This window comes from Hathewaya proteolytica DSM 3090, from assembly GCF_900142225.1.
In the GTDB taxonomy this organism is placed as follows: domain Bacteria; phylum Bacillota; class Clostridia; order Clostridiales; family Clostridiaceae; genus Hathewaya; species Hathewaya proteolytica.
The window spans coordinates 1-17899 of the sequence record NZ_FRAD01000016.1 but is presented as its reverse complement, the minus strand read 5'-3'; the positions used below and the strand labels follow the sequence as shown (position 1 = coordinate 17899).

Below are 17899 nucleotides of genomic sequence, written 5' to 3'. Positions count from 1 at the left end.
AGTATAGTAATGTTTAGCATGTAGTGCGTAGTATGGTAGGGAGTTACTTTTGTCTTGTGTTAAAGAAGATTAATTGTACAGGGAGTGTAGCAGATGAAAGATTTAAATATAAATGTAGCAATTGTAGGCCTTGGATTAATTGGAGGATGTTTTACTAAAAGTATTAAATCAAATTTGAATGTGGATAAAATTTGGGCTATAGATGTAAATAAGGATGTATTGGACTTGGCAAAAGAACAGGGATTTATCCATGAGGGGATTCTTGCCGGGTCTGAAGAAGAAAAATCAGCTATTAGAGAAGCTGACTTGATAATTTTATGCACCTACCCAAAAGAAACGGTACAGTTCGTTGAAGACAATATGAACTATTTTAAAAGTGGAGCCATAATAACTGATGCAGCTGGTATCAAAAGCAATATAATGAAGAAAATCAGTGATATATTGAGAGAGGATTTAAGCTTTATCGGTGGCCACCCAATGGCGGGAAGGGAAGTTACTGGGTTTCAGAATTCTAGTGAAAACATATTTAAGGGGGCACAGTACATTCTAGTTTCTGGAGATGGGGAGAAAGATGAAAGCAGTGATTTTATGAAACAGTTCCTTCTTCAAATTGGGTTTGGAAAAGTAATAGAACTCACTGCGGCACAGCATGATAATATGGTTGCCTTTACTAGCCAATTGCCACATATTATAGCTTGCACACTTATGAATAACAATATGGTGGAGGGAAATAACCTTTGTGTAGGTGGCAGTTTTATGGATGCAACACGAGTTGCAAAAATAAATTGTGAGCTGTGGATGCAGTTGTTTATGGAAAATAAAACTTACGTTGGAAAACAACTGAAGATTTTTATAGATGATATGAAGGAAATATACGATCTTATTGAAAATGAAAAGTGTGAGGAACTTAAAGAAAAGCTATGTAAGGGTTCTGATATGCGAAAGGAGATGGATTCGTGGAGAAGTTAACAGTAAACTTAAAAGAAAAGTCCTACGATATAATTGTAGACAATGGTAGTTTTGTTAATTTCGGAGTGGACATTAGAAGCATATACAAAGGTGAGAAACTTGTTGTGGTGACAGATGAAAATCTAAATGCAATTTATGGGGAAAAATTAAAAAATCTATTGGAAGCAACAGGCTTTAATGTAAAATTAATGGCTGTAGTTCCCGGAGAGGGCAGTAAATCCTTGCCGGTGCTCCAACAGCTTTATGAGGAGTTTATTAAATTTGGACTCACAAGAGGTGATATGATAGTAGCTTTTGGTGGGGGTGTGGTAGGTGATTTAGCTGGTTTTGCAGCAGCCACTTACTTGAGAGGAGTTCCTTTTATTCAGATACCCACATCACTATTAGCACAGGTAGATAGCAGTGTAGGCGGTAAGGTGGCTGTGGATTTACCTCAAGGGAAAAACCTTGTGGGATGTTTTTACCAACCTAAAATGGTGCTAATAGATCCTAACCTTCTACAAACCCTGCCTAAGAAGTATTTTATAGATGGCATGGGCGAAGTTATTAAGTATGCCTGCATAAAAGATGAGGCTTTGTTTGAAGAACTGATGATGATAAATGATGAAAATGATATAATGAATCATATATGTAAGATAATATTTAAGTGCTGTAATATAAAAAAACAAATAGTAGAAGTAGACGAATTGGATATGGGCCTTAGGATGATATTGAATTTTGGCCATACCATAGGACATGGCATCGAAAAGTATTATAATTATGGCAATTATAGTCATGGTGAAGCTGTGGCCATGGGCATGTATTATATAACAAAATGCAGCGAGAAATTAGGGCTTACAGAAGAAAATACATTGAATAAGCTAAAGTGTATATTGGAAAAATACGGTCTTCCATGGGAACTTCCACAGGTGGAATTAAGTGAAATAAGAAAAATAATTGAAGTGGACAAAAAGAATATTAGTGGAAGATTAAAGCTCATATTGTTAGACAAAATAGGAAGCTCTTTTGTAAAGGATATTGATATTAAGGAATTATATAAATATATTTTCTAGGGGGTTAAACATGGCTAGTATAAAAATTAATCCACATATTTTAAAGGGTTCAGTAAATATACCGGCATCAAAGAGTATAAGCCATAGAGCTATAATTGCAGCGGCTCTATGCTCCTGTGGCCACGAGTCTATGGTAAAAAATTTAGTGTTGTCAAAGGATATCAGGGCTACTATAGATGGTATGTGCGCTTTAGGTGCTAAAATACAGTTGAAGGAAGAAAAAAACACCTATACATGCCATATTGACGGAGCTTTATGTAGTGATGACAAAAATAATAATCAATTAAGGGAAAGTACAGTTTTGGAATGCTGTGAGTCAGGTTCTACTTTGAGGTTTCTTATTCCCATAGCCCTTGCTATAGGTGGTGATTTTAAATTCACAGGCAAAGGAAAACTAGTGGAACGACCTCTTGATACTTATTATAGAATTTTTAATCAGCAAGGCATAGAGTACAAAAATAATGAAGGAAAACTTCCTTTACAGGTTAGAGGAAAACTTAAATGTGGAACTTTTGAAGTGGAGGGCAACATTAGCTCACAATTTATATCAGGGCTATTATTTGCTTTGCCATTACTTAAGGGAAGATCTGTTATTAAAGTCAATGGTAATTTAGAGTCTAAGGATTATGTGGCCTTAACACTGGATGTACTAAAAGCTTATGGTGTAAGTGTGGAGAATAAAGAGTTTAAAGAGTTTATCATAGATGGAGAACAAGAATATATATGTAAAGATAATAAAGGGTATGTAGTAGAGGGGGATTATTCTCAGGCGGCATTTTTTATGGTGGCACAAAACATTGGAAATCAAGTGAGTTGTGAAGGGCTAAAAGAAATTTCTATCCAGGGTGATAGAAGAATCAAAGATATTGTAGAAAAATTTGCTTCTATTAATAGTGGAGATTTTATCATAGATGCATCACAAATTCCAGATCTTGTTCCAGTGCTCACCGTAATGGCGTCTTTAAAACAGGGTGTAAAAACTGAAATAATCAATGCAGGCAGGCTTAGAATAAAGGAATCAGATAGACTAAAGGCCATAGCTACTGAGATGAATAAGCTAGGTGCAAAGGTAAGGGAATTAAGTGAGGGCCTTATTATAGAAGGTGTTTCACAGCTTCAGGGTGGTGTTACTGTGAATAGTTGGAATGACCACAGGATAGCTATGTCACTTGCTGTGGCAGCCACTAGATGCAAGGAATTTATAATCCTTGAGGATTATATGTGCGTGGAGAAATCCTATCCTGATTTTTGGAGAGATTATATGTTATTAGGCGGTGATGTTCATGGGTTCCATGTGGGGGAATAAATTAAAACTTAGTATATTTGGAGAATCTCACGGCAAAGGCATAGGTATTGTGGTGGATGGTATACCAGGCGGCATAGAGTTAGATATGGATTATATAGAGAAAGAGATGAAAAGAAGAGCTCCTGGCAATAACAAAATGAGCACTCCTAGAAAAGAGGGGGATAGTTTTTCTGTTCTCAGCGGATTTTTTCAAGGAAAAACCACTGGAACCCCTCTCTGTGCTGTAATTTTCAATGAAAATACAAAATCAAAGGATTATGATATTTTAAAGGATTGCATGAGACCAGGTCATGCAGATTACACTGGACATATGAAGTATAATGGAAGCAACGATTATAGAGGTGGCGGCCATTTTTCTGGTAGAATAACTGCTCCACTGGTTTTTGCAGGTGCTGTGGCTATGCAAATTCTTGAAAGATATTTTAACATTGTGGTGGGAAGCCATGTAAAAAGCATTTACAATGTGACAGAGGATAAAAATCTTTTAGACATTGACCATAAATTCCACGGCAAGGGTAGTGCAGGCGAATTGCTGAAAACTCTTAGAAATATGACTTTACCTGTGCTTGAAGAAGAAAAAGGTGAGCATATGGAGAAAGCTATTATGGAAGCTAGGGCAGAAGGAGATTCTGTGGGTGGTGTGGTTGAAACGGCATTTATCAACATGATGACAGCCTTAGGAAATCCATTTTTTGATTCAGTGGAAAGCCGTATTTCACACATGATGTTTTCCATACCAGCTGTAAAGGGCATAGAATTTGGCAGTGGTTTTGAGATAAGCTCCATGAGGGGTTCAAAGGCTAATGACGAATTCACAGTGGAAAAACATGAGAATAATAAAGGAATAAAGACTACTAGCAATAACAATGGTGGTATTTTGGGCGGGATAACTAGTGGTATGCCTTTAGTGTTTAGAGTAGCTATAAAACCAACACCTTCCATTGCAAAGTTGCAACATACAGTGAATATAGAAACCATGGAGAATACGGAACTAGTAATAGAAGGAAGACATGATCCATGCATAGTTCCAAGGGCTATACCTGTTATTGAAAGTGCAGCTTCATTGACAATTCTTGATATGATACTTGAAAGAGAAGGGGAAATTACATGGAAGGACAGAGTTTAGATATCATAAGGAATGAAATTGATAATATAGATAAAACTATAGTTGAACTTATGGAAAAGAGATTTAAATTAGTTACTGAAGTGGGAGAGTATAAACTTTCTCATGATATGCCTGTCTTTGACGAAGAACGGGAGCAAAAAGTAATAGATAAGTATAAAGGTTATTTAAAGGATAGAAGCTATGATGAATATATAGAGGAAATTTGTATAGATATAATGGAGGTAAGCAAAAAAATACAAAAAAAAGAGGTTTTTAAAGAAAAGAGTCTAGGGTAAATAAATTAACACATTAGGGGGATGCTATATGGAAAATAAATATTTAAAAGATTACTATGACAACTACGATGAGGAAAATAGATTACTTTCGCAGCATGGAAAAGTTGAATTTCTCACAACTCTTAGGTATATAGATAAATATTTGAAAGAAGACATGAAAATATTAGAGATTGGGGCTGGAACTGGTAGGTATTCTCTTCATTATGCTGATAAAGGATTTAAAGTGGAAGCTGTGGAATTAATGCCACATAATATCAGTGTATTTCAAAGTAAAATAAAAGATGATATGACAGTTAATGTGCACCAGGGTAATGCATGCAATCTAAGTATGTATGAAGATAACATGTTTGATATGACGTTGGTGCTAGGTCCTATGTACCACTTATTTACTGAGGAAGATAAAAAAGCTGCCATAAGCGAGGCGTTGCGTGTTACTAAAAAAGGTGGGCTAATTTATGCGGCATTTACTATGAATGACTCTACTATATTTAATTGGGGATTTATGAAGGGCAATATTTTAGATGCCATGAAAGAGAAGGTAGTATCGGAGGATTTCCAATGTGCAAGCAATCCAGATCAAATTTTTGAAATGTGGACTATGGAGGATATAAAAAAATTATTCAGCCAGTATTCAGTGGAAAAACTTCATATGATAGCCACAGACGGACTTACTAATTATCGCCGTGACATGGTGGACGAGTGGTCAGAAGAAATGTTTAATGCATGGTTAAAATATCATTTTACAGTATGTGAAAGAGAAGATCTTATAGGATACAGTGATCATACATTATTCATAGGAAGAAAAAAATAATATAGATAAAAAGGGAAGTCATCATGTAAAGTGGTCTTCCCTTTAAATTTACGGTAATTTCCACTGGCTGCTGCATAGCCAAAATATGCACTTCGGAGTATAATTAAATAGATATTGTATGAATTGAGGAATATACATGAAAAAAGTAGAGAACTATATAAAGACGATGAAAATATTATCATATGAGCAGTGGATGAATACAACTAGCCAATATCCTTCTTTTCTAGAGGAGAGAAGTTACATTGGAAAAGCAAAAAATGGTTTTAGAATGGATAAGTACACCCGTGAGTTTTTTTCCATATTGGAGGGTATGTCTCAGAGCGAGGATGTCTTAAATTCTAAGCAAGAGGAGATTCAACAGCTCTTTGGAAAATGGTTTGTAGAAACTGTGCCACTTTGCAAAGTAAAAGAAGATAAAATGAAGATCTTTATAAGTGGTATGTACTTAGCTACAAAGGAATTTGTCCACAGAGCTAAAATTTTCATGGTAGATATCTCCAATGAAGCTATTTTTCAGGCTTTGAGAAATGTATGGGCAATGTTAGTGTATCAGTTTGTAACTTTTAATAAAATTCAGCTTACAAACTCTATTTTTGCCTATAGTATGTTATATCCCTGTACCGATAACTACCTTGACAACGCCAATATTTCAAAGGAAGACAAGAGGAATTTTAACCATGCTGTGTATAATAGGCTTAAAGGAGTAAACACGGAAGGTTGTATAAAAGAAATTCAGTATGTTTTCCATCTTATTAAACTTATTGAAGAGGAATACCCAAGAAATGAATTTCCCCATATTTATCATGCCATGATAAGTATGCAAATAGCCCAGCAAAACAGTCTCTTTCAACAGGAGGGAAGTCTAAATCTCAATGAAAAAGAATTGTTGGAGTTGTCTATTGAAAAGGGGGGTATATCTGTACTAATGCATGGTTACCTTGTAAGAGGTAATGTGGATATTGAAGAGGCCAAGTTTTTATATAATTTTGGAGTATTGCTTCAAATATGCGATGATATACAGGACATCCAGGAAGATGAAAAAAATGGGCATTATACTCTTGTTACAAAGGTTGCTAGCAATGGGTTTTTAGATGATTTCACCAATAATCTATTTAATTATACTAGAAACACCTTCCACAATATTTTAGCTATAACAGATGAAGAATATAAGTGGATTTATTATGTAATGGAAGAAAAAATATATGGACTAATAATTTTTGCGGCCTTTAAAAGCAAAATGAATTATTCTGAGCAGTATATGAAGAAAATTATGAGGTGTTTTACATACAATGTTCTTTATCTTAAAACCTTTAATGTAAAAATAAATCTCAACATTAGAAGATTAAGAAGAAAAATAGGAAAAAGAAAAATGGAGGAGTTGATATTTTGAACAATTTGTACGGGCTAATGGGTGGGAAACTTATCCATTCATATTCGCCTGAAATTCACAAAAAAATTTTTGAAATCATGAATATGCAGGGGAGTTATGAATTATTTGAGTTACAAGAAAACGAATTGGAGGATATGGTAAAAAAGCTGAAAAGTCTTAATTATAAAGGGTGTAATGTAACTATACCACATAAAATCAGTATCATGGATTTTCTTGATGAAATAAGCCATGAAGCAAAGAAAATAGGTGCTGTCAATGTGATAGCCTTCAATAATGGAAAAGCTTGCGGTTACAATACAGATTATTATGGTTTTGGTATGGCATTGCAGAAAAATCACATAAGGTGTAATAATGAAAAAGCTGTAGTACTTGGCACCGGTGGGGCATCTAGAGCTATTGTGCAGTATTTAGTGGATAATGGTGCAAAAGATATCACCTTAGTAAGTACAGACAAAGCTGTGGCAAAAGAAAAGTACCCTGATCTGCAGGTGGTAACTTATAAAGAACTTGAAGAAATTTCAGATAGTTCACTAATAATCAACTGTACACCAGTGGGTATGTACCCTAAAATAGGCAATTCTCCAGTGGAAAAATGTGTCTTAAAAAACTTTGGAAGCGCAGTTGACATTATATACAATCCTAGGGAAACAGTTTTTTTAAAAGATGCAAAGGAACTTGGACTTAATGTAGCTGATGGGATGTACATGCTAGTTGCCCAAGCAGTAAAGTCCCAGGAAATATGGAATAACATATCTATACCACAAAATGTTACTGAGAAAATAACTGACAGTTTAAGATAAGGAGAGTGCATATGAATTCACTATACAAACTTTTTTCAGTGGAATATCTTATGAGAAAAGTGAAGAAAAAAGGAGAATTACCCAGTACTGCTGAAGTATACAAAGAGGTGTTAAATATATCAGCACCCTCTGTTGCAGACGCGGTGTTAGTGGCATTAATATCTATGGTGGACACCATAATGGTTAGCAGTTTAGGTTCAGGTGCCATTGCCGCGGTTGGAATTACGGGCCAGCCCAGGATGATTATATTGTCAGTTTTTATGGCTTTAAACGTGGGATTAACATCAGTAATAGCCAGGCGAAAAGGGCAAAATAATCAGAAGGAAGCTAACAGCATTTTGAATCAAATCATAACTATATGTATACTTCTCTCCATAATTATAGCTACCCTAGGTGCAGTTTATGCAAGACCATTGCTTGTTTTTGCCGGTGCTAACAATGAAATAGTAGATAGTGCTGTAGCATATTTTGAAATATTAATGGTTGGTATTCCTTTCAATGTAATTACTTTCTGTATAAATGGTGCACAGCGTGGGTGTGGCAATACGAAGATATCCATGAAAATAAATGTTGTATCTAATCTTGTGAATATGTTATTGAACTACTTTCTCATTACTGGACATTTGGGTTTTCCCGCTCTGGGTATAAGAGGGGCTGCCATAGCTACTGTCATAGGAAATTTGGTAGGATTCATCATGGCCATAATTTCTCTCACTAGCAAAAAAGAAAATTTCCTTCGTATAAACATAAATCAGTTATTTAAATTTAAGTTAAAGTCTCTAAAATCTGTTTTTTCCATAGGAATCAGTGCTGGAGTAGAACAGATATTTTTTAGGATAGGATTCTTCCTGTACACAAAGGTAATTGCCTCTCTTGGTACTACAGCTCTTGCTACTAATATGATATGTAGTAACCTTACCAATCTTTCCTTTGCTTTTTATGATGGCTTATCCATGGCTACTGGTGCACTGTTCGGTCAAGCTATGGGTAAAGAAAGGCAAGATATTTCTCAGTTATACGTAAATGTTTCCATTAGAATAGGATTTATTATTTCTTGTGTCATAATATTTGTTTTTGTGGTGTTTGGAAGGTCTATCATTGGATTGTTTAGTGACGATAATATGGTTCTAAGTCTGGGGTACATAATACTTTTAGAAGTAGCTGTGACACAACCTATACAATCATCACAATATATATATTCTAGTGCACTTAGAAGTGCTGGAGATGCTAGATATACAGCTTTTACCACCATGATCAGCGTTGGTATATTAAGGCCCATAGAAGCGTATGTGTTGTGTTATCCATTGGGGCTAGGCTTAGCTGGTGTTTGGATGAGCTACTTTATGGATCAAGGCATTAGATATCTCTTATGCAAGCATAGATTCCAACTAGGTGGTTGGAAAAAAATAAGAGTTTAAATATAAGGAGTAGGAGAAAGAGAGATGAAAAAAGGGTTCAATATTGTCTTAATAGGTATGCCTGGCTGTGGTAAAAGTACCATAGGTGAAATAATTAGTTACAAATTGAAAATGAATCTATTGGATTTGGACAGGTATATAGAAAAATTTCAAGGGAATACTATTGCAGAAATATTTAAAATGGGTGAAGAATATTTTAGAAATATAGAAAGTAAATGTGCAGCTGAAGTTAGCAAAAAGAAAAATACGGTTATATGCACTGGTGGCGGCATTGTAAAAAAACAAGAAAATATAGAAAATTTAAAGGAAAATGGGGTTATAGTTTTTATAAACAGACCTCTTGAGAATATTATAGCTGATGTGGATACCAGTAGCAGACCACTATTAAAAGACAATAAAGATAATTTATACAGCTTGTATGATGAAAGACATGATTTATACAAGAAATATTGCGATATAGAAGTTGAAAACCTCAAGGATATAAGCAGTGTGGTAAATACAATAATTAAAAAAATCAATGAGGCATAAATTGGGAGGAGAACTTATTTTGAGAATACTTGTTATAAATGGTCCAAATTTAAATTTTCTTGGCATCCGAGAAAAAAGCATATACGGTGAGGGTAGTTATAAGGATTTATGTGATTTCATAAAGGAAGAGGCAGATAAAATTGGGGTAAATGTAGAAGTAAAACAAAGTAATATAGAAGGCGAAATCATAAATTATATTCAGGGGGCTTATGGTAAGGTAGATGGAATAATCATAAATCCTGGGGCGTATACACATTACAGCATAGCCATATACGATGCTTTAAAATCAGTGGAGATGCCTATTGTAGAGGTGCATTTAAGTAATATACACAAGAGAGAAGAATTTAGACACAAGTCGGTAACAGCGCCGGCTTGTATAGGTCAAATCTGTGGATTTGGATTTTTAGGATATAAACTAGCCATGGAAGCTTTATTAAGTTAGAATAAGTGAATACAAGAATAAAATATTATATAGATAAAACCATAACATCATAGTATAATAAGATGGTACGTATTTTTTATGCCGGGGGGAAAATATGATATATAATTTTGATGAAGTCTTAGATCGGGAAAAATATAATAGCACAAAATGGTCTTCAACCTTACTGGAGGGCAAGGATATTATACCTTTATGGATAGCAGATATGGATTTCCAAGTACCAGAATCATTGAAGAATGATATCACTAAGAGATTGGAACATCAGGTTTTTGGTTATTCGGCAGTGCAACCAGGGTATTTTTCGTCTATTAAGTCTTGGATGAAAAAAATACATAATTGGCATATAGATGAGAAATGGATTTTATATGTCCCAGGAGTTATTGCAGGCATAGGTCTTACTATAGATGCACTTACTGAAAAAGGTGATGAAATCATTGTTCAGACTCCTGTATACCACAGATTCTTTAGTTCTATTGAAAGCAATGACAGGGTTGTGGTAAAAAATCCTTTGAAAAATAATAATGGATATTACACTATGGATTATGAAGATTTGGAGGATAAAATAACAAGTAGGACAAAAATGATTTTGCTTTGCAGTCCTCATAATCCTGTGGGTAGGGTATGGAAAAAAGATGAGTTAGAGAAGGTTTTTGAAATTGCAAAAAAACACAACTTATATGTTATGTGCGATGAAGTTCACTCTGACATCTTGTTCAACGATGTTGAACACATTCCTTTTACAGAAGTAGATAAGGATGCAAAGGAATTGTGTGTTATATGTACTGCTCCGAATAAAACCTTTAACATTGCATCATTTAAAACTGCTAATTTAATTGTACCCAATGAAGAAATAAGGAATAAAATATTAAAGTATGAAGAAAAATACCATATAGAAGAACCTACATTAATGGGAGCTATAGCATTAGAATCTGTGTACTCCAAGGGTGAAGAGTGGTATAGACAAATGCTATCATATCTAGAAGGCAACGTGGATTATGTGGTAAACTATATCAATAATGAAATGCCAAAACTTAAGGTAAGAAAGCCAGAAGGCACTTATTTGTTGTGGGTTGACTTTTCAAGTCTCCATATGAACAACAATGAATTAGTGGCTGCACTGAAAGATGCAGGTGTACTTTGCAGCAGTGGAATACAATTTGGGGAAGAAGGGGAAAATTATTTAAGGATAAACGTGGCTACTAGAAGGGCTCTTCTCGAAGAAGCTATGGATAGAATAAAAAAATTTACTAATAAATTTTAAGCCAAGAGAATACATTTATTGAATTTAAATCATTATGATAGTATAATCAAATTATTGATAACATAGAAAATTTAGTCTGAGGTGAACAAAATGAACTTTGATGATGAAAACATGACCATGGAAGAAGCGATGAAGGACATTGAAAAATCCATGAGAGGTGTGAGAACTGGTGAAGTTTTACACGGTAAGGTATTATCAGTTTCTCAAAATGGAGTAATAGTTAATATTGGCTATATGAACGATGGTATTATTCCAGTAGATGATGTATGCTATGACGGAAGAAAATTAGAAGACATAGTAAAGGTTGATGATGAAATAAAGGTTATGGTAGTAAAAAGAGATGATGGTGAGGGAAATGTGTTGCTATCTAAGAAAAGAGCGGATGCTTTAAAGATCTGGGAAGAACTCATAGGTCTTAAAGAAAAAGGCCAAGTGGTTTCATTTAAGGTAAAAGAGGCAGTAAAGGGTGGTCTTAGGGGCACTGTTAAAGGTTTGAATGCCTTTATGCCAGCATCGCTTGTCTCAACTGTATACATAGATAATTTAAAAACATATGAAGGAAGAGAACTCCAGTGCCTACTTACAGATGTGGACAAAAGGGAACAAAAAATAATTGCGTCTGCAAAAGAAATAGAGAAAAGAGAGTTTGCAAAGAAAAAAGAAGAATTCTGGAGCAATATTTCAACAGGGCAGGTAGTTAAGGGTATAGTTAGAAAGATAACTACTTTTGGTGCTTTTGTTGATTTAGGGGGACAGGATGGATTAATACATTTATCTGAAATGTCTTGGAGAAAGATAAAAAACCCTTCTGAAGTTGTACGTGAGGGACAGTCCATTGACGTATATGTTTTAGACGTAGATGCTGAGAAAAAGAAAATTTCACTTAGTTTAAAACAATTAGGTGAGAATCCATGGGATAATATCGAAAAGAAATTTAAAGTTGGAGATGTGTTAGAAGGTACTGTTGCAAAAGTTTTAGATTTTGGTGCTTTTGTAGAATTAGAACAGGGTATAGAAGGTTTAGTTCACGTAAGTCAGATTAGTCATGAAAATGTATCAAAACCATCTCAAGTTCTAAAGGCTAATGACAAAGTAAAGGTAAAAGTAATCGATATCAATGTTGAAGGTCATAAGATTTCTCTTAGCATGAAAGATGTGGATGAAAAACCTGTAGAGGATTTTTCTTCTTATGTTGACAAAGAAGAAAATGCTACATCTATTGGAGATGTTTTAAAAAATATAGAAATTGATAAATAATAAAACTAAAGGAAAAGGCATACTTGTCTTTTCTTTTTTTAAAATAAAAAGGTGATAATATGGAATTTTGCAATGAAAAAATAAAAGGAGAATTGGAAAAACAGCTTATAGGCTTGAGAAGAGAATTTCATAAATATCCTGAAGAAGGGTGGATGGAATATAAAACTACCATAGATATAGTTGAATACTTAAAAAGATTAGGTCTAGCGGTATGGTACGGCAAATCTATTCACAGTCATAGAATGGGCATGCCTAAGGACAGTATAATAGAAAAAAATAAAAAAGCTTTTATTGATGAATATAAGGAATATGATTGTAAAAAGTATGATGAAGTTTTAGATGGTTATACAGGTGCAGTGGCGGTGTTAGATACTAAACGTGAAGGGAATACTACGGTATTAAGGTTTGATATAGATGGGCTCCCTATAGAAGAGAGTAAGTGTGAAGATCACAAACCATATATAGAAGGTTTTGCTTCAAAGCACCAGGGATATATGCATGCCTGCGGACATGATTGTCACATTGCCATGGGGCTAACTATTGCAAAATATCTATGTGAAAATGTGGATAAACTTGCTGGGAAAATTATATTTATATTCCAGCCAGCAGAAGAGGGAGTGAGAGGAGCGTACAGCCTTTGTAATAGCAAAATTGTTTCAGATATATTAAAGCATTGCCATTATTTTTTGTCCTCTCATATTGGCTTTTGTGCAGAAAATATGGAGATAGGATGTTCCACCACAGGCTTTCTTGGCACTGAAAAAATGAATGTGGAATTTTCAGGTGTGTCTTCTCATGCAGGTGTAGCCCCAGAGGATGGCAGGAATGCTTTAATGGCTGCCTGCGCTTTAACTAGCAATGTTTACAATTTAACACAAAATGGCAAAGGTATAAGTAGGGCAAATGTGGGGAAATTAATATCAGGATCCTCTAGGAATACAATACCCGACAAAGCTGAATTGGAGATGGAAATAAGAGCTAGTAAAAAAATCATCTTGGATGATTTAAAGGAAAAGGTTGAAAACATGATAAAGGGCGCTTCTCTAATGTATGGCGTGAATTATGATAAAATAGTAGTAGGTTCTGCTGATTCTTTTGAATACCTAAATAAAGATTTTACACTTAAGGTTGAAGAAGTGGTAAAGGAAATGAATTTAAAGCCAATATATAATTGTGACTTTGGAGCATCGGAAGATGTAACGTATTTTATGAATAAAGTAAGTGAGAGTGGCGGTATAGCCTCATACTTTGTTATTGGAACAAAAAGAAAATTTTCACACCATAGTCCAAAATTCGACATAGACGAATCCAATTTAATAAATGGTGTCATGCTTTATGTAAATATATTGCATAGCATTACTAATAAAAAGCAAGCAATATAATATAAATAAAATATTTAAAATGAAAGGTGGTGTAATCTGGTAAAATTATTTACCAGAGCTATTATGAGTACACATATCAATGCTAAAGCAGGAGCAATTGCAGAAACAGTTTTAATGCCAGGAGATCCTCTTAGGGCAAAATTTATAGCAGAAAATTTTCTAAAGGATGTGGAATGTTACAATGAAGTAAGGGGTATGTATGGATTTACTGGAACCTACAATGGTAAGAGAGTGTCAGTGCAAGGAACTGGTATGGGAATACCTTCTATATCCATATATGCAACAGAGTTGATACAAAGTTATGGTGCGAAAAATCTTATTAGAATCGGTACTTGTGGATGCATACAGGAACACGTAAAAATGAAAGACGTTATTATAGCTATGAGTGCATCTACGGATTCCAATATTAACACTTTGAGATTTAACGGTATGAATTTTGCACCAACAGCTTCTTTTGACCTTCTATACAAAGCTTATAATTCGGCAAAGGAAAAGAACATGGATGTTCATGTTGGAAATGTGCTTACATCAGATACTTTTTATCATGATGATCCTAAGAGTTATGAGATATGGGCGAAATTTGGAGCACTTGCTTTAGAAATGGAAGTAGCTGGTCTATACACTATAGCAGCAAAATACAAGGTAAATGCACTGGGAATTTTGACGGTCAGTGACAACATACTAACCCATGAGGAAACAACAGCAGAAGAAAGACAAACAACCTTTACCAACATGATTGAACTTGCTCTTTCTTTAGCATAAGTATTAGATGTTTTGTTTTAGTTCTTAATATTATACATGTAAAAAGTATAAAAAAACGTTCAAATCATATTCCTATGATTGAACGTTTTTTTTATGGTGCCGGAGGCGGGAATCGAACCCGCACGGTATTGCTACCACTGGATTTTGAGTCCAGCGCGTCTGCCAGTTCCACCACTTCGGCATAAGCACAACCTACTTTGCTAGTATACCACAATAAAAAACACAATGCAATATAAAAAAAGCAAAAAATCCAACTTTTCTTTTGGCACATATTTGAAACAATATTCCATTTACCTATATTATATGATATAATATTTACGTAAAGGAAGCAAAAATTATTTAAATTTATGGGCAGGAAAATAAACATGAATATATTAGCTTTAAAAAGCAAAATAAAATATAATTCACCAGTAATATTGGGGTTTACAGCAATTAGTTTTATAGTTTATTTACTAGGGCTTGCAACAAAAGATATAACTACATATAGAGTTTTTATGTTGAAGAAAACTAGTTTTGTGGATGTAATGCAATATACACGGCTTGTAACTTATATATTTGCCCACGCATCATGGCAACATTTCATGGGGAATTTTACAATTATACTGGCTATAGGTCCCATGATTGAAGAAAAATACGGTTCAAAGTGTATCTTTGAGATGATATTAATCACCACTTTAGTTACCGGCATTTTAAATATTATATTTTTCCCAAGTATAGCTGTGCTTGGAGCAAGTGGCATTGCATTTATGTTTATAATTATCGGGTCTTTTACCAATACTGAAAACGGCAAAATTCCTGTCACTTTTATAATTATTGTCATGCTATTCATAGTGCCTGAGTTGATAAGAGGAATCACTGGAAATGACAATATTTCACAATTTGGTCACATAGTAGGTGGTATATGTGGAAGTGTATTCGGATATTTTAAAAATAAGTAACAAGATTAAGACATATAATGTGAAGAACAATAGAGTGTAAACTGCATATAAATGGCATATAACATATTAATTGTATATAAAAGGAGAGATAACATGAAGAGTTACGGTGCATTTGATATTTTAGGACCTATAATGATTGGCCCATCAAGCTCTCATACAGCAGGTGCTGCAAGACTTGGGAAAGTTGCAAGGGAAATTGTAAATAAAAAATTTGATAAAGTGGAATTTTACCTTCATGGGTCTTTTGCACACACTTACAGGGGTCACGGTACAGACAAAGCTCTTGTTGCAGGAATATTGGGCATGGGACCGGATGATGAAAACTTAAGAACATCTATGGATATTGCGGCTAAGAAAAACATAGAAATAGAATTTAAAACAGTGGAACTTGAAGGCCAGCATCCCAATACTGCCAAAATAGTATTTTACGAAAAAGGAGACGTTATAGGAAACATTATAGGATCTTCTATTGGTGGGGGAAGCATTAAAATTACATCAGTAGACGGTTACAGTGTAGACTTAACAGGGGACTACCCAGCTGTAATAGTAGAACAACACGATAGAAGGGGTGTTATAAGCAGCATTACTACAGTTTTGGCGGAATACGGATGCAATATAGCTACTATGAATGTGACAAGAAATTCAAAGGGAAAAGACGCTTTTACAATCATCCAGATGGATCACGGAATATCTGAAGATGTGGTAGATAAAATTATGGAACTAGAGAATGTGATTTCAGTTAGGGCGTTAAATCCAGGACATTAGATAAATGATTTCAAAATTAATCGGGGGACATTATGTGTAACGATATAAGGAGTATGAGCGATGAAGAATTAATTCAGTATATCGAGGATACGGAAAAGAAGATAGCGGATCTTACAAATGAATATTTGAATGAATTCAGAGCAGCAGTTAAAAATAGTAGCAAATGTTGTAGTCTTGTGGAGCAGGCGAGAAAGATCCACAGCTTGTTTAAGTACATAGAGTGGGTTAAGAAAAAGATGGAGATGAGTAGCAAGTCCGCAGATGATAAAAACATAAATCCTAGGAGAGGTGAAATTTGGACCTGTGAACTTGGACAAAATGTAGGGTCTGAAGAAAATAAAATTCGTCCAGTTATTATTATACAGAATAATACGGGAAATTTAAAAGGACCTACAACTATAGTTGTTCCTATATCTAACAGGCAAAAGAAAATTAAAGTACATATTCAGTTAAGGGAAACAGACTATAATCTTGTGGTGGGTGAAGCTCAAAAAATAACGGGTACAGTTTTATGTGAACAGATAAAGGTAGTATCCAAGGTTAGATTGGGAAGAAAAATAGCCACATTAAAAGATGATTTTATCAAAATTTTAGATTCAAAGCTAAGAAATTCTCTTGAACTTCAAAACAAATAAAGTATTATTCCATGTTTTTTTAAATAAAACACAGAAAATCGACAAAAAAGTACATAATGTCACAAAAATATATAAAAAAAATAAAAAAACTCTTGCATAATTTTTGAGTACATAGTATAATATTTTTTGTTGAGCGAGTAAGACTCGCATTTATAATTGTTAACATACTTGATAAAGATCAAGAGACTATATATCATAGAAAAAGAGAAGGCATGTCCTTCTCTTTTTTATATGTAAAAAAAGAGAAAAACAGTACCTAGTGTATCTTAATATAAAAATTAGCGAAAAAAAGAGAAATATGTAGTATCTTAAATTAAACTTTAAATTTAGATGGGTTTATGTATTTATAATTAAAAATGAATGTGATAAGATTATCCATGTCGTCGCGAGAGACAAGCCTTTAAAAGGTAAGCTCAAGCAAACAACTTAACTTCAAAAAAAATTGAAAAAAGTTGTTGACAAGAAAGTTTAGGTTTGATATACTAAACAAGTCGCTTAACGGCGACGAAGATAAATGGTCTTTGAAAATTAAACAGAATAAAAGAAATAAACAAACTCGTATTCTTTTGAATAACAAGTAAGTAAAATGCTTAGCAAGTAATGCTTCGAGCAAGAGATAATATCTCAATAAAAGAGCAGATACAAGTTAGGGTAGCAAGGAACTCCTCAGCGCAGCTGATGAGTAAGATGCTGCACGAAACAAGTTTCTAGCATCATCTTAAATTGAGAGTTTGATCCTGGCTCAGGACGAACGCTGGCGGCGTGCTTAACACATGCAAGTCGAG

18 protein-coding genes, 1 tRNA gene and 1 rRNA gene are annotated in these 17899 nt (G+C 34.3%); 19 read left to right on the top strand and 1 reads right to left on the bottom strand.

Annotated elements, in window-relative coordinates:
• Positions 1–93 precede the first annotated feature (93 nt).
• The 15 genes from BUA73_RS09600 (at position 94) to deoD (ending at position 14776) form a co-directional block, all read left to right on the top strand.
• Complete coding sequence (locus BUA73_RS09600; protein ID WP_072903917.1) at positions 94–969, top strand: prephenate dehydrogenase; 876 nt, start codon at positions 94–96, stop codon at positions 967–969.
• The gene (gene aroB, locus BUA73_RS09595; protein WP_072903916.1) at positions 957–2021 is read left to right on the top strand and encodes a 3-dehydroquinate synthase; all 1065 of its coding nucleotides are present in this window, start codon (positions 957–959) and stop codon (positions 2019–2021) included. Before BUA73_RS09600 ends, aroB begins: the two co-directional genes overlap by 13 nt.
• A gap of 10 nt (positions 2022–2031) precedes the next feature.
• The gene (gene aroA, locus BUA73_RS09590; RefSeq protein WP_072903915.1) at positions 2032–3327 is read left to right on the top strand and encodes a 3-phosphoshikimate 1-carboxyvinyltransferase; all 1296 of its coding nucleotides are present in this window, start codon (positions 2032–2034) and stop codon (positions 3325–3327) included.
• Positions 3305–4453, top strand: a complete 1149-nt coding sequence (gene aroC / locus BUA73_RS09585) for a chorismate synthase (protein WP_072903914.1) — start codon at positions 3305–3307, stop codon at positions 4451–4453. The genes aroA and aroC overlap by 23 nt, the downstream gene beginning before the upstream one ends.
• The gene (locus BUA73_RS09580) at positions 4435–4728 is read left to right on the top strand and encodes a chorismate mutase (protein WP_072903913.1); all 294 of its coding nucleotides are present in this window, start codon (positions 4435–4437) and stop codon (positions 4726–4728) included. Before aroC ends, BUA73_RS09580 begins: the two co-directional genes overlap by 19 nt.
• Before the next feature lie 28 nt (positions 4729–4756).
• Positions 4757–5539, top strand: coding sequence for a class I SAM-dependent methyltransferase (locus BUA73_RS09575; protein WP_072903912.1), 783 nt, complete (start codon positions 4757–4759; stop codon positions 5537–5539).
• A gap of 136 nt (positions 5540–5675) precedes the next feature.
• Positions 5676–6929 (top strand): class 1 isoprenoid biosynthesis enzyme, encoded by a 1254-nt coding sequence (locus BUA73_RS09570; RefSeq protein ID WP_072903911.1) that lies wholly within the window; start codon positions 5676–5678, stop codon positions 6927–6929.
• Positions 6926–7729 (top strand): shikimate dehydrogenase, encoded by an 804-nt coding sequence (aroE, locus tag BUA73_RS09565; protein WP_072903910.1) that lies wholly within the window; start codon positions 6926–6928, stop codon positions 7727–7729. Before BUA73_RS09570 ends, aroE begins: the two co-directional genes overlap by 4 nt.
• Positions 7730–7740: 11 nt before the next feature.
• Positions 7741–9147 carry an MATE family efflux transporter gene (locus BUA73_RS09560; RefSeq protein ID WP_072903909.1) on the top strand — a complete coding sequence of 469 codons (1407 nt, stop codon included), beginning with the start codon at positions 7741–7743 and terminating at the stop codon, positions 9145–9147.
• A gap of 24 nt (positions 9148–9171) precedes the next feature.
• Complete coding sequence (locus tag BUA73_RS09555) at positions 9172–9675, top strand: shikimate kinase (RefSeq protein WP_072903908.1); 504 nt, start codon at positions 9172–9174, stop codon at positions 9673–9675.
• Between the two features lie 19 nt (positions 9676–9694).
• Positions 9695–10117: a type II 3-dehydroquinate dehydratase gene (gene aroQ / locus BUA73_RS09550; RefSeq protein ID WP_072903954.1), complete on the top strand. Its 423-nt coding sequence runs from the start codon at positions 9695–9697 to the stop codon at positions 10115–10117.
• Between the two features lie 94 nt (positions 10118–10211).
• Positions 10212–11375: a MalY/PatB family protein gene (locus BUA73_RS09545; protein WP_072903907.1), complete on the top strand. Its 1164-nt coding sequence runs from the start codon at positions 10212–10214 to the stop codon at positions 11373–11375.
• 90 nt (positions 11376–11465) lie between these two features.
• Positions 11466–12632, top strand: coding sequence for a 30S ribosomal protein S1 (rpsA, locus tag BUA73_RS09540; protein ID WP_072903906.1), 1167 nt, complete (start codon positions 11466–11468; stop codon positions 12630–12632).
• Positions 12633–12691: 59 nt separating this feature from the next.
• Positions 12692–14014 carry an amidohydrolase gene (locus BUA73_RS09535; RefSeq protein WP_072903905.1) on the top strand — a complete coding sequence of 441 codons (1323 nt, stop codon included), beginning with the start codon at positions 12692–12694 and terminating at the stop codon, positions 14012–14014.
• Between the two features lie 63 nt (positions 14015–14077).
• Entirely contained in the window at positions 14078–14776 is a 699-nt protein-coding gene (deoD, locus tag BUA73_RS09530) for a purine-nucleoside phosphorylase (RefSeq protein ID WP_072903904.1), read from the top strand.
• Between the two features lie 94 nt (positions 14777–14870).
• On the opposite strand, the gene BUA73_RS09525 is transcribed toward deoD, so the two are convergent.
• Positions 14871–14957 (bottom strand) — tRNA-Leu (locus tag BUA73_RS09525).
• A 184-nt stretch (positions 14958–15141) separates the two neighbouring features.
• Here BUA73_RS09525 and BUA73_RS09520 point away from each other — a divergent pair.
• The 4 genes from BUA73_RS09520 to BUA73_RS09505 form a co-directional block, all read left to right on the top strand.
• Positions 15142–15714, top strand: coding sequence for a rhomboid family intramembrane serine protease (locus BUA73_RS09520; RefSeq protein WP_072903903.1), 573 nt, complete (start codon positions 15142–15144; stop codon positions 15712–15714).
• A 93-nt stretch (positions 15715–15807) separates the two neighbouring features.
• Complete coding sequence (gene sdaAB / locus BUA73_RS09515) at positions 15808–16479, top strand: L-serine ammonia-lyase, iron-sulfur-dependent subunit beta (RefSeq protein WP_072903902.1); 672 nt, start codon at positions 15808–15810, stop codon at positions 16477–16479.
• A gap of 32 nt (positions 16480–16511) precedes the next feature.
• Positions 16512–17114 carry a type II toxin-antitoxin system PemK/MazF family toxin gene (locus tag BUA73_RS09510; RefSeq protein ID WP_072903901.1) on the top strand — a complete coding sequence of 201 codons (603 nt, stop codon included), beginning with the start codon at positions 16512–16514 and terminating at the stop codon, positions 17112–17114.
• 719 nt (positions 17115–17833) lie between these two features.
• Positions 17834–17899, top strand: a 16S ribosomal RNA gene (locus tag BUA73_RS09505); the annotation flags it as partial.

Bases quoted from the DNA above. Each gene is read 5' to 3' on its own strand.
- BUA73_RS09600 (WP_072903917.1), top strand. From the start codon at position 94: ATGAAAGATTTAAATATAAATGTAGCAATTGTAGGCCTTGGATTAATT.
- aroA (WP_072903915.1), top strand. From the start codon at position 2,032: ATGGCTAGTATAAAAATTAATCCACATATTTTAAAGGGTTCAGTAAAT.
- aroC (WP_072903914.1), top strand. From the start codon at position 3,305: ATGGGTTCCATGTGGGGGAATAAATTAAAACTTAGTATATTTGGAGAA.
- BUA73_RS09580 (WP_072903913.1), top strand. From the start codon at position 4,435: ATGGAAGGACAGAGTTTAGATATCATAAGGAATGAAATTGATAATATA.
- BUA73_RS09575 (WP_072903912.1), top strand. From the start codon at position 4,757: ATGGAAAATAAATATTTAAAAGATTACTATGACAACTACGATGAGGAA.
- BUA73_RS09570 (WP_072903911.1), top strand. From the start codon at position 5,676: ATGAAAAAAGTAGAGAACTATATAAAGACGATGAAAATATTATCATAT.
- BUA73_RS09560 (WP_072903909.1), top strand. From the start codon at position 7,741: ATGAATTCACTATACAAACTTTTTTCAGTGGAATATCTTATGAGAAAA.
- BUA73_RS09555 (WP_072903908.1), top strand. From the start codon at position 9,172: ATGAAAAAAGGGTTCAATATTGTCTTAATAGGTATGCCTGGCTGTGGT.
- BUA73_RS09545 (WP_072903907.1), top strand. From the start codon at position 10,212: ATGATATATAATTTTGATGAAGTCTTAGATCGGGAAAAATATAATAGC.
- rpsA (WP_072903906.1), top strand. From the start codon at position 11,466: ATGAACTTTGATGATGAAAACATGACCATGGAAGAAGCGATGAAGGAC.
- BUA73_RS09535 (WP_072903905.1), top strand. From the start codon at position 12,692: ATGGAATTTTGCAATGAAAAAATAAAAGGAGAATTGGAAAAACAGCTT.
- deoD (WP_072903904.1), top strand. From the start codon at position 14,078: ATGAGTACACATATCAATGCTAAAGCAGGAGCAATTGCAGAAACAGTT.
- BUA73_RS09520 (WP_072903903.1), top strand. From the start codon at position 15,142: ATGAATATATTAGCTTTAAAAAGCAAAATAAAATATAATTCACCAGTA.
- sdaAB (WP_072903902.1), top strand. From the start codon at position 15,808: ATGAAGAGTTACGGTGCATTTGATATTTTAGGACCTATAATGATTGGC.
- BUA73_RS09510 (WP_072903901.1), top strand. From the start codon at position 16,512: ATGTGTAACGATATAAGGAGTATGAGCGATGAAGAATTAATTCAGTAT.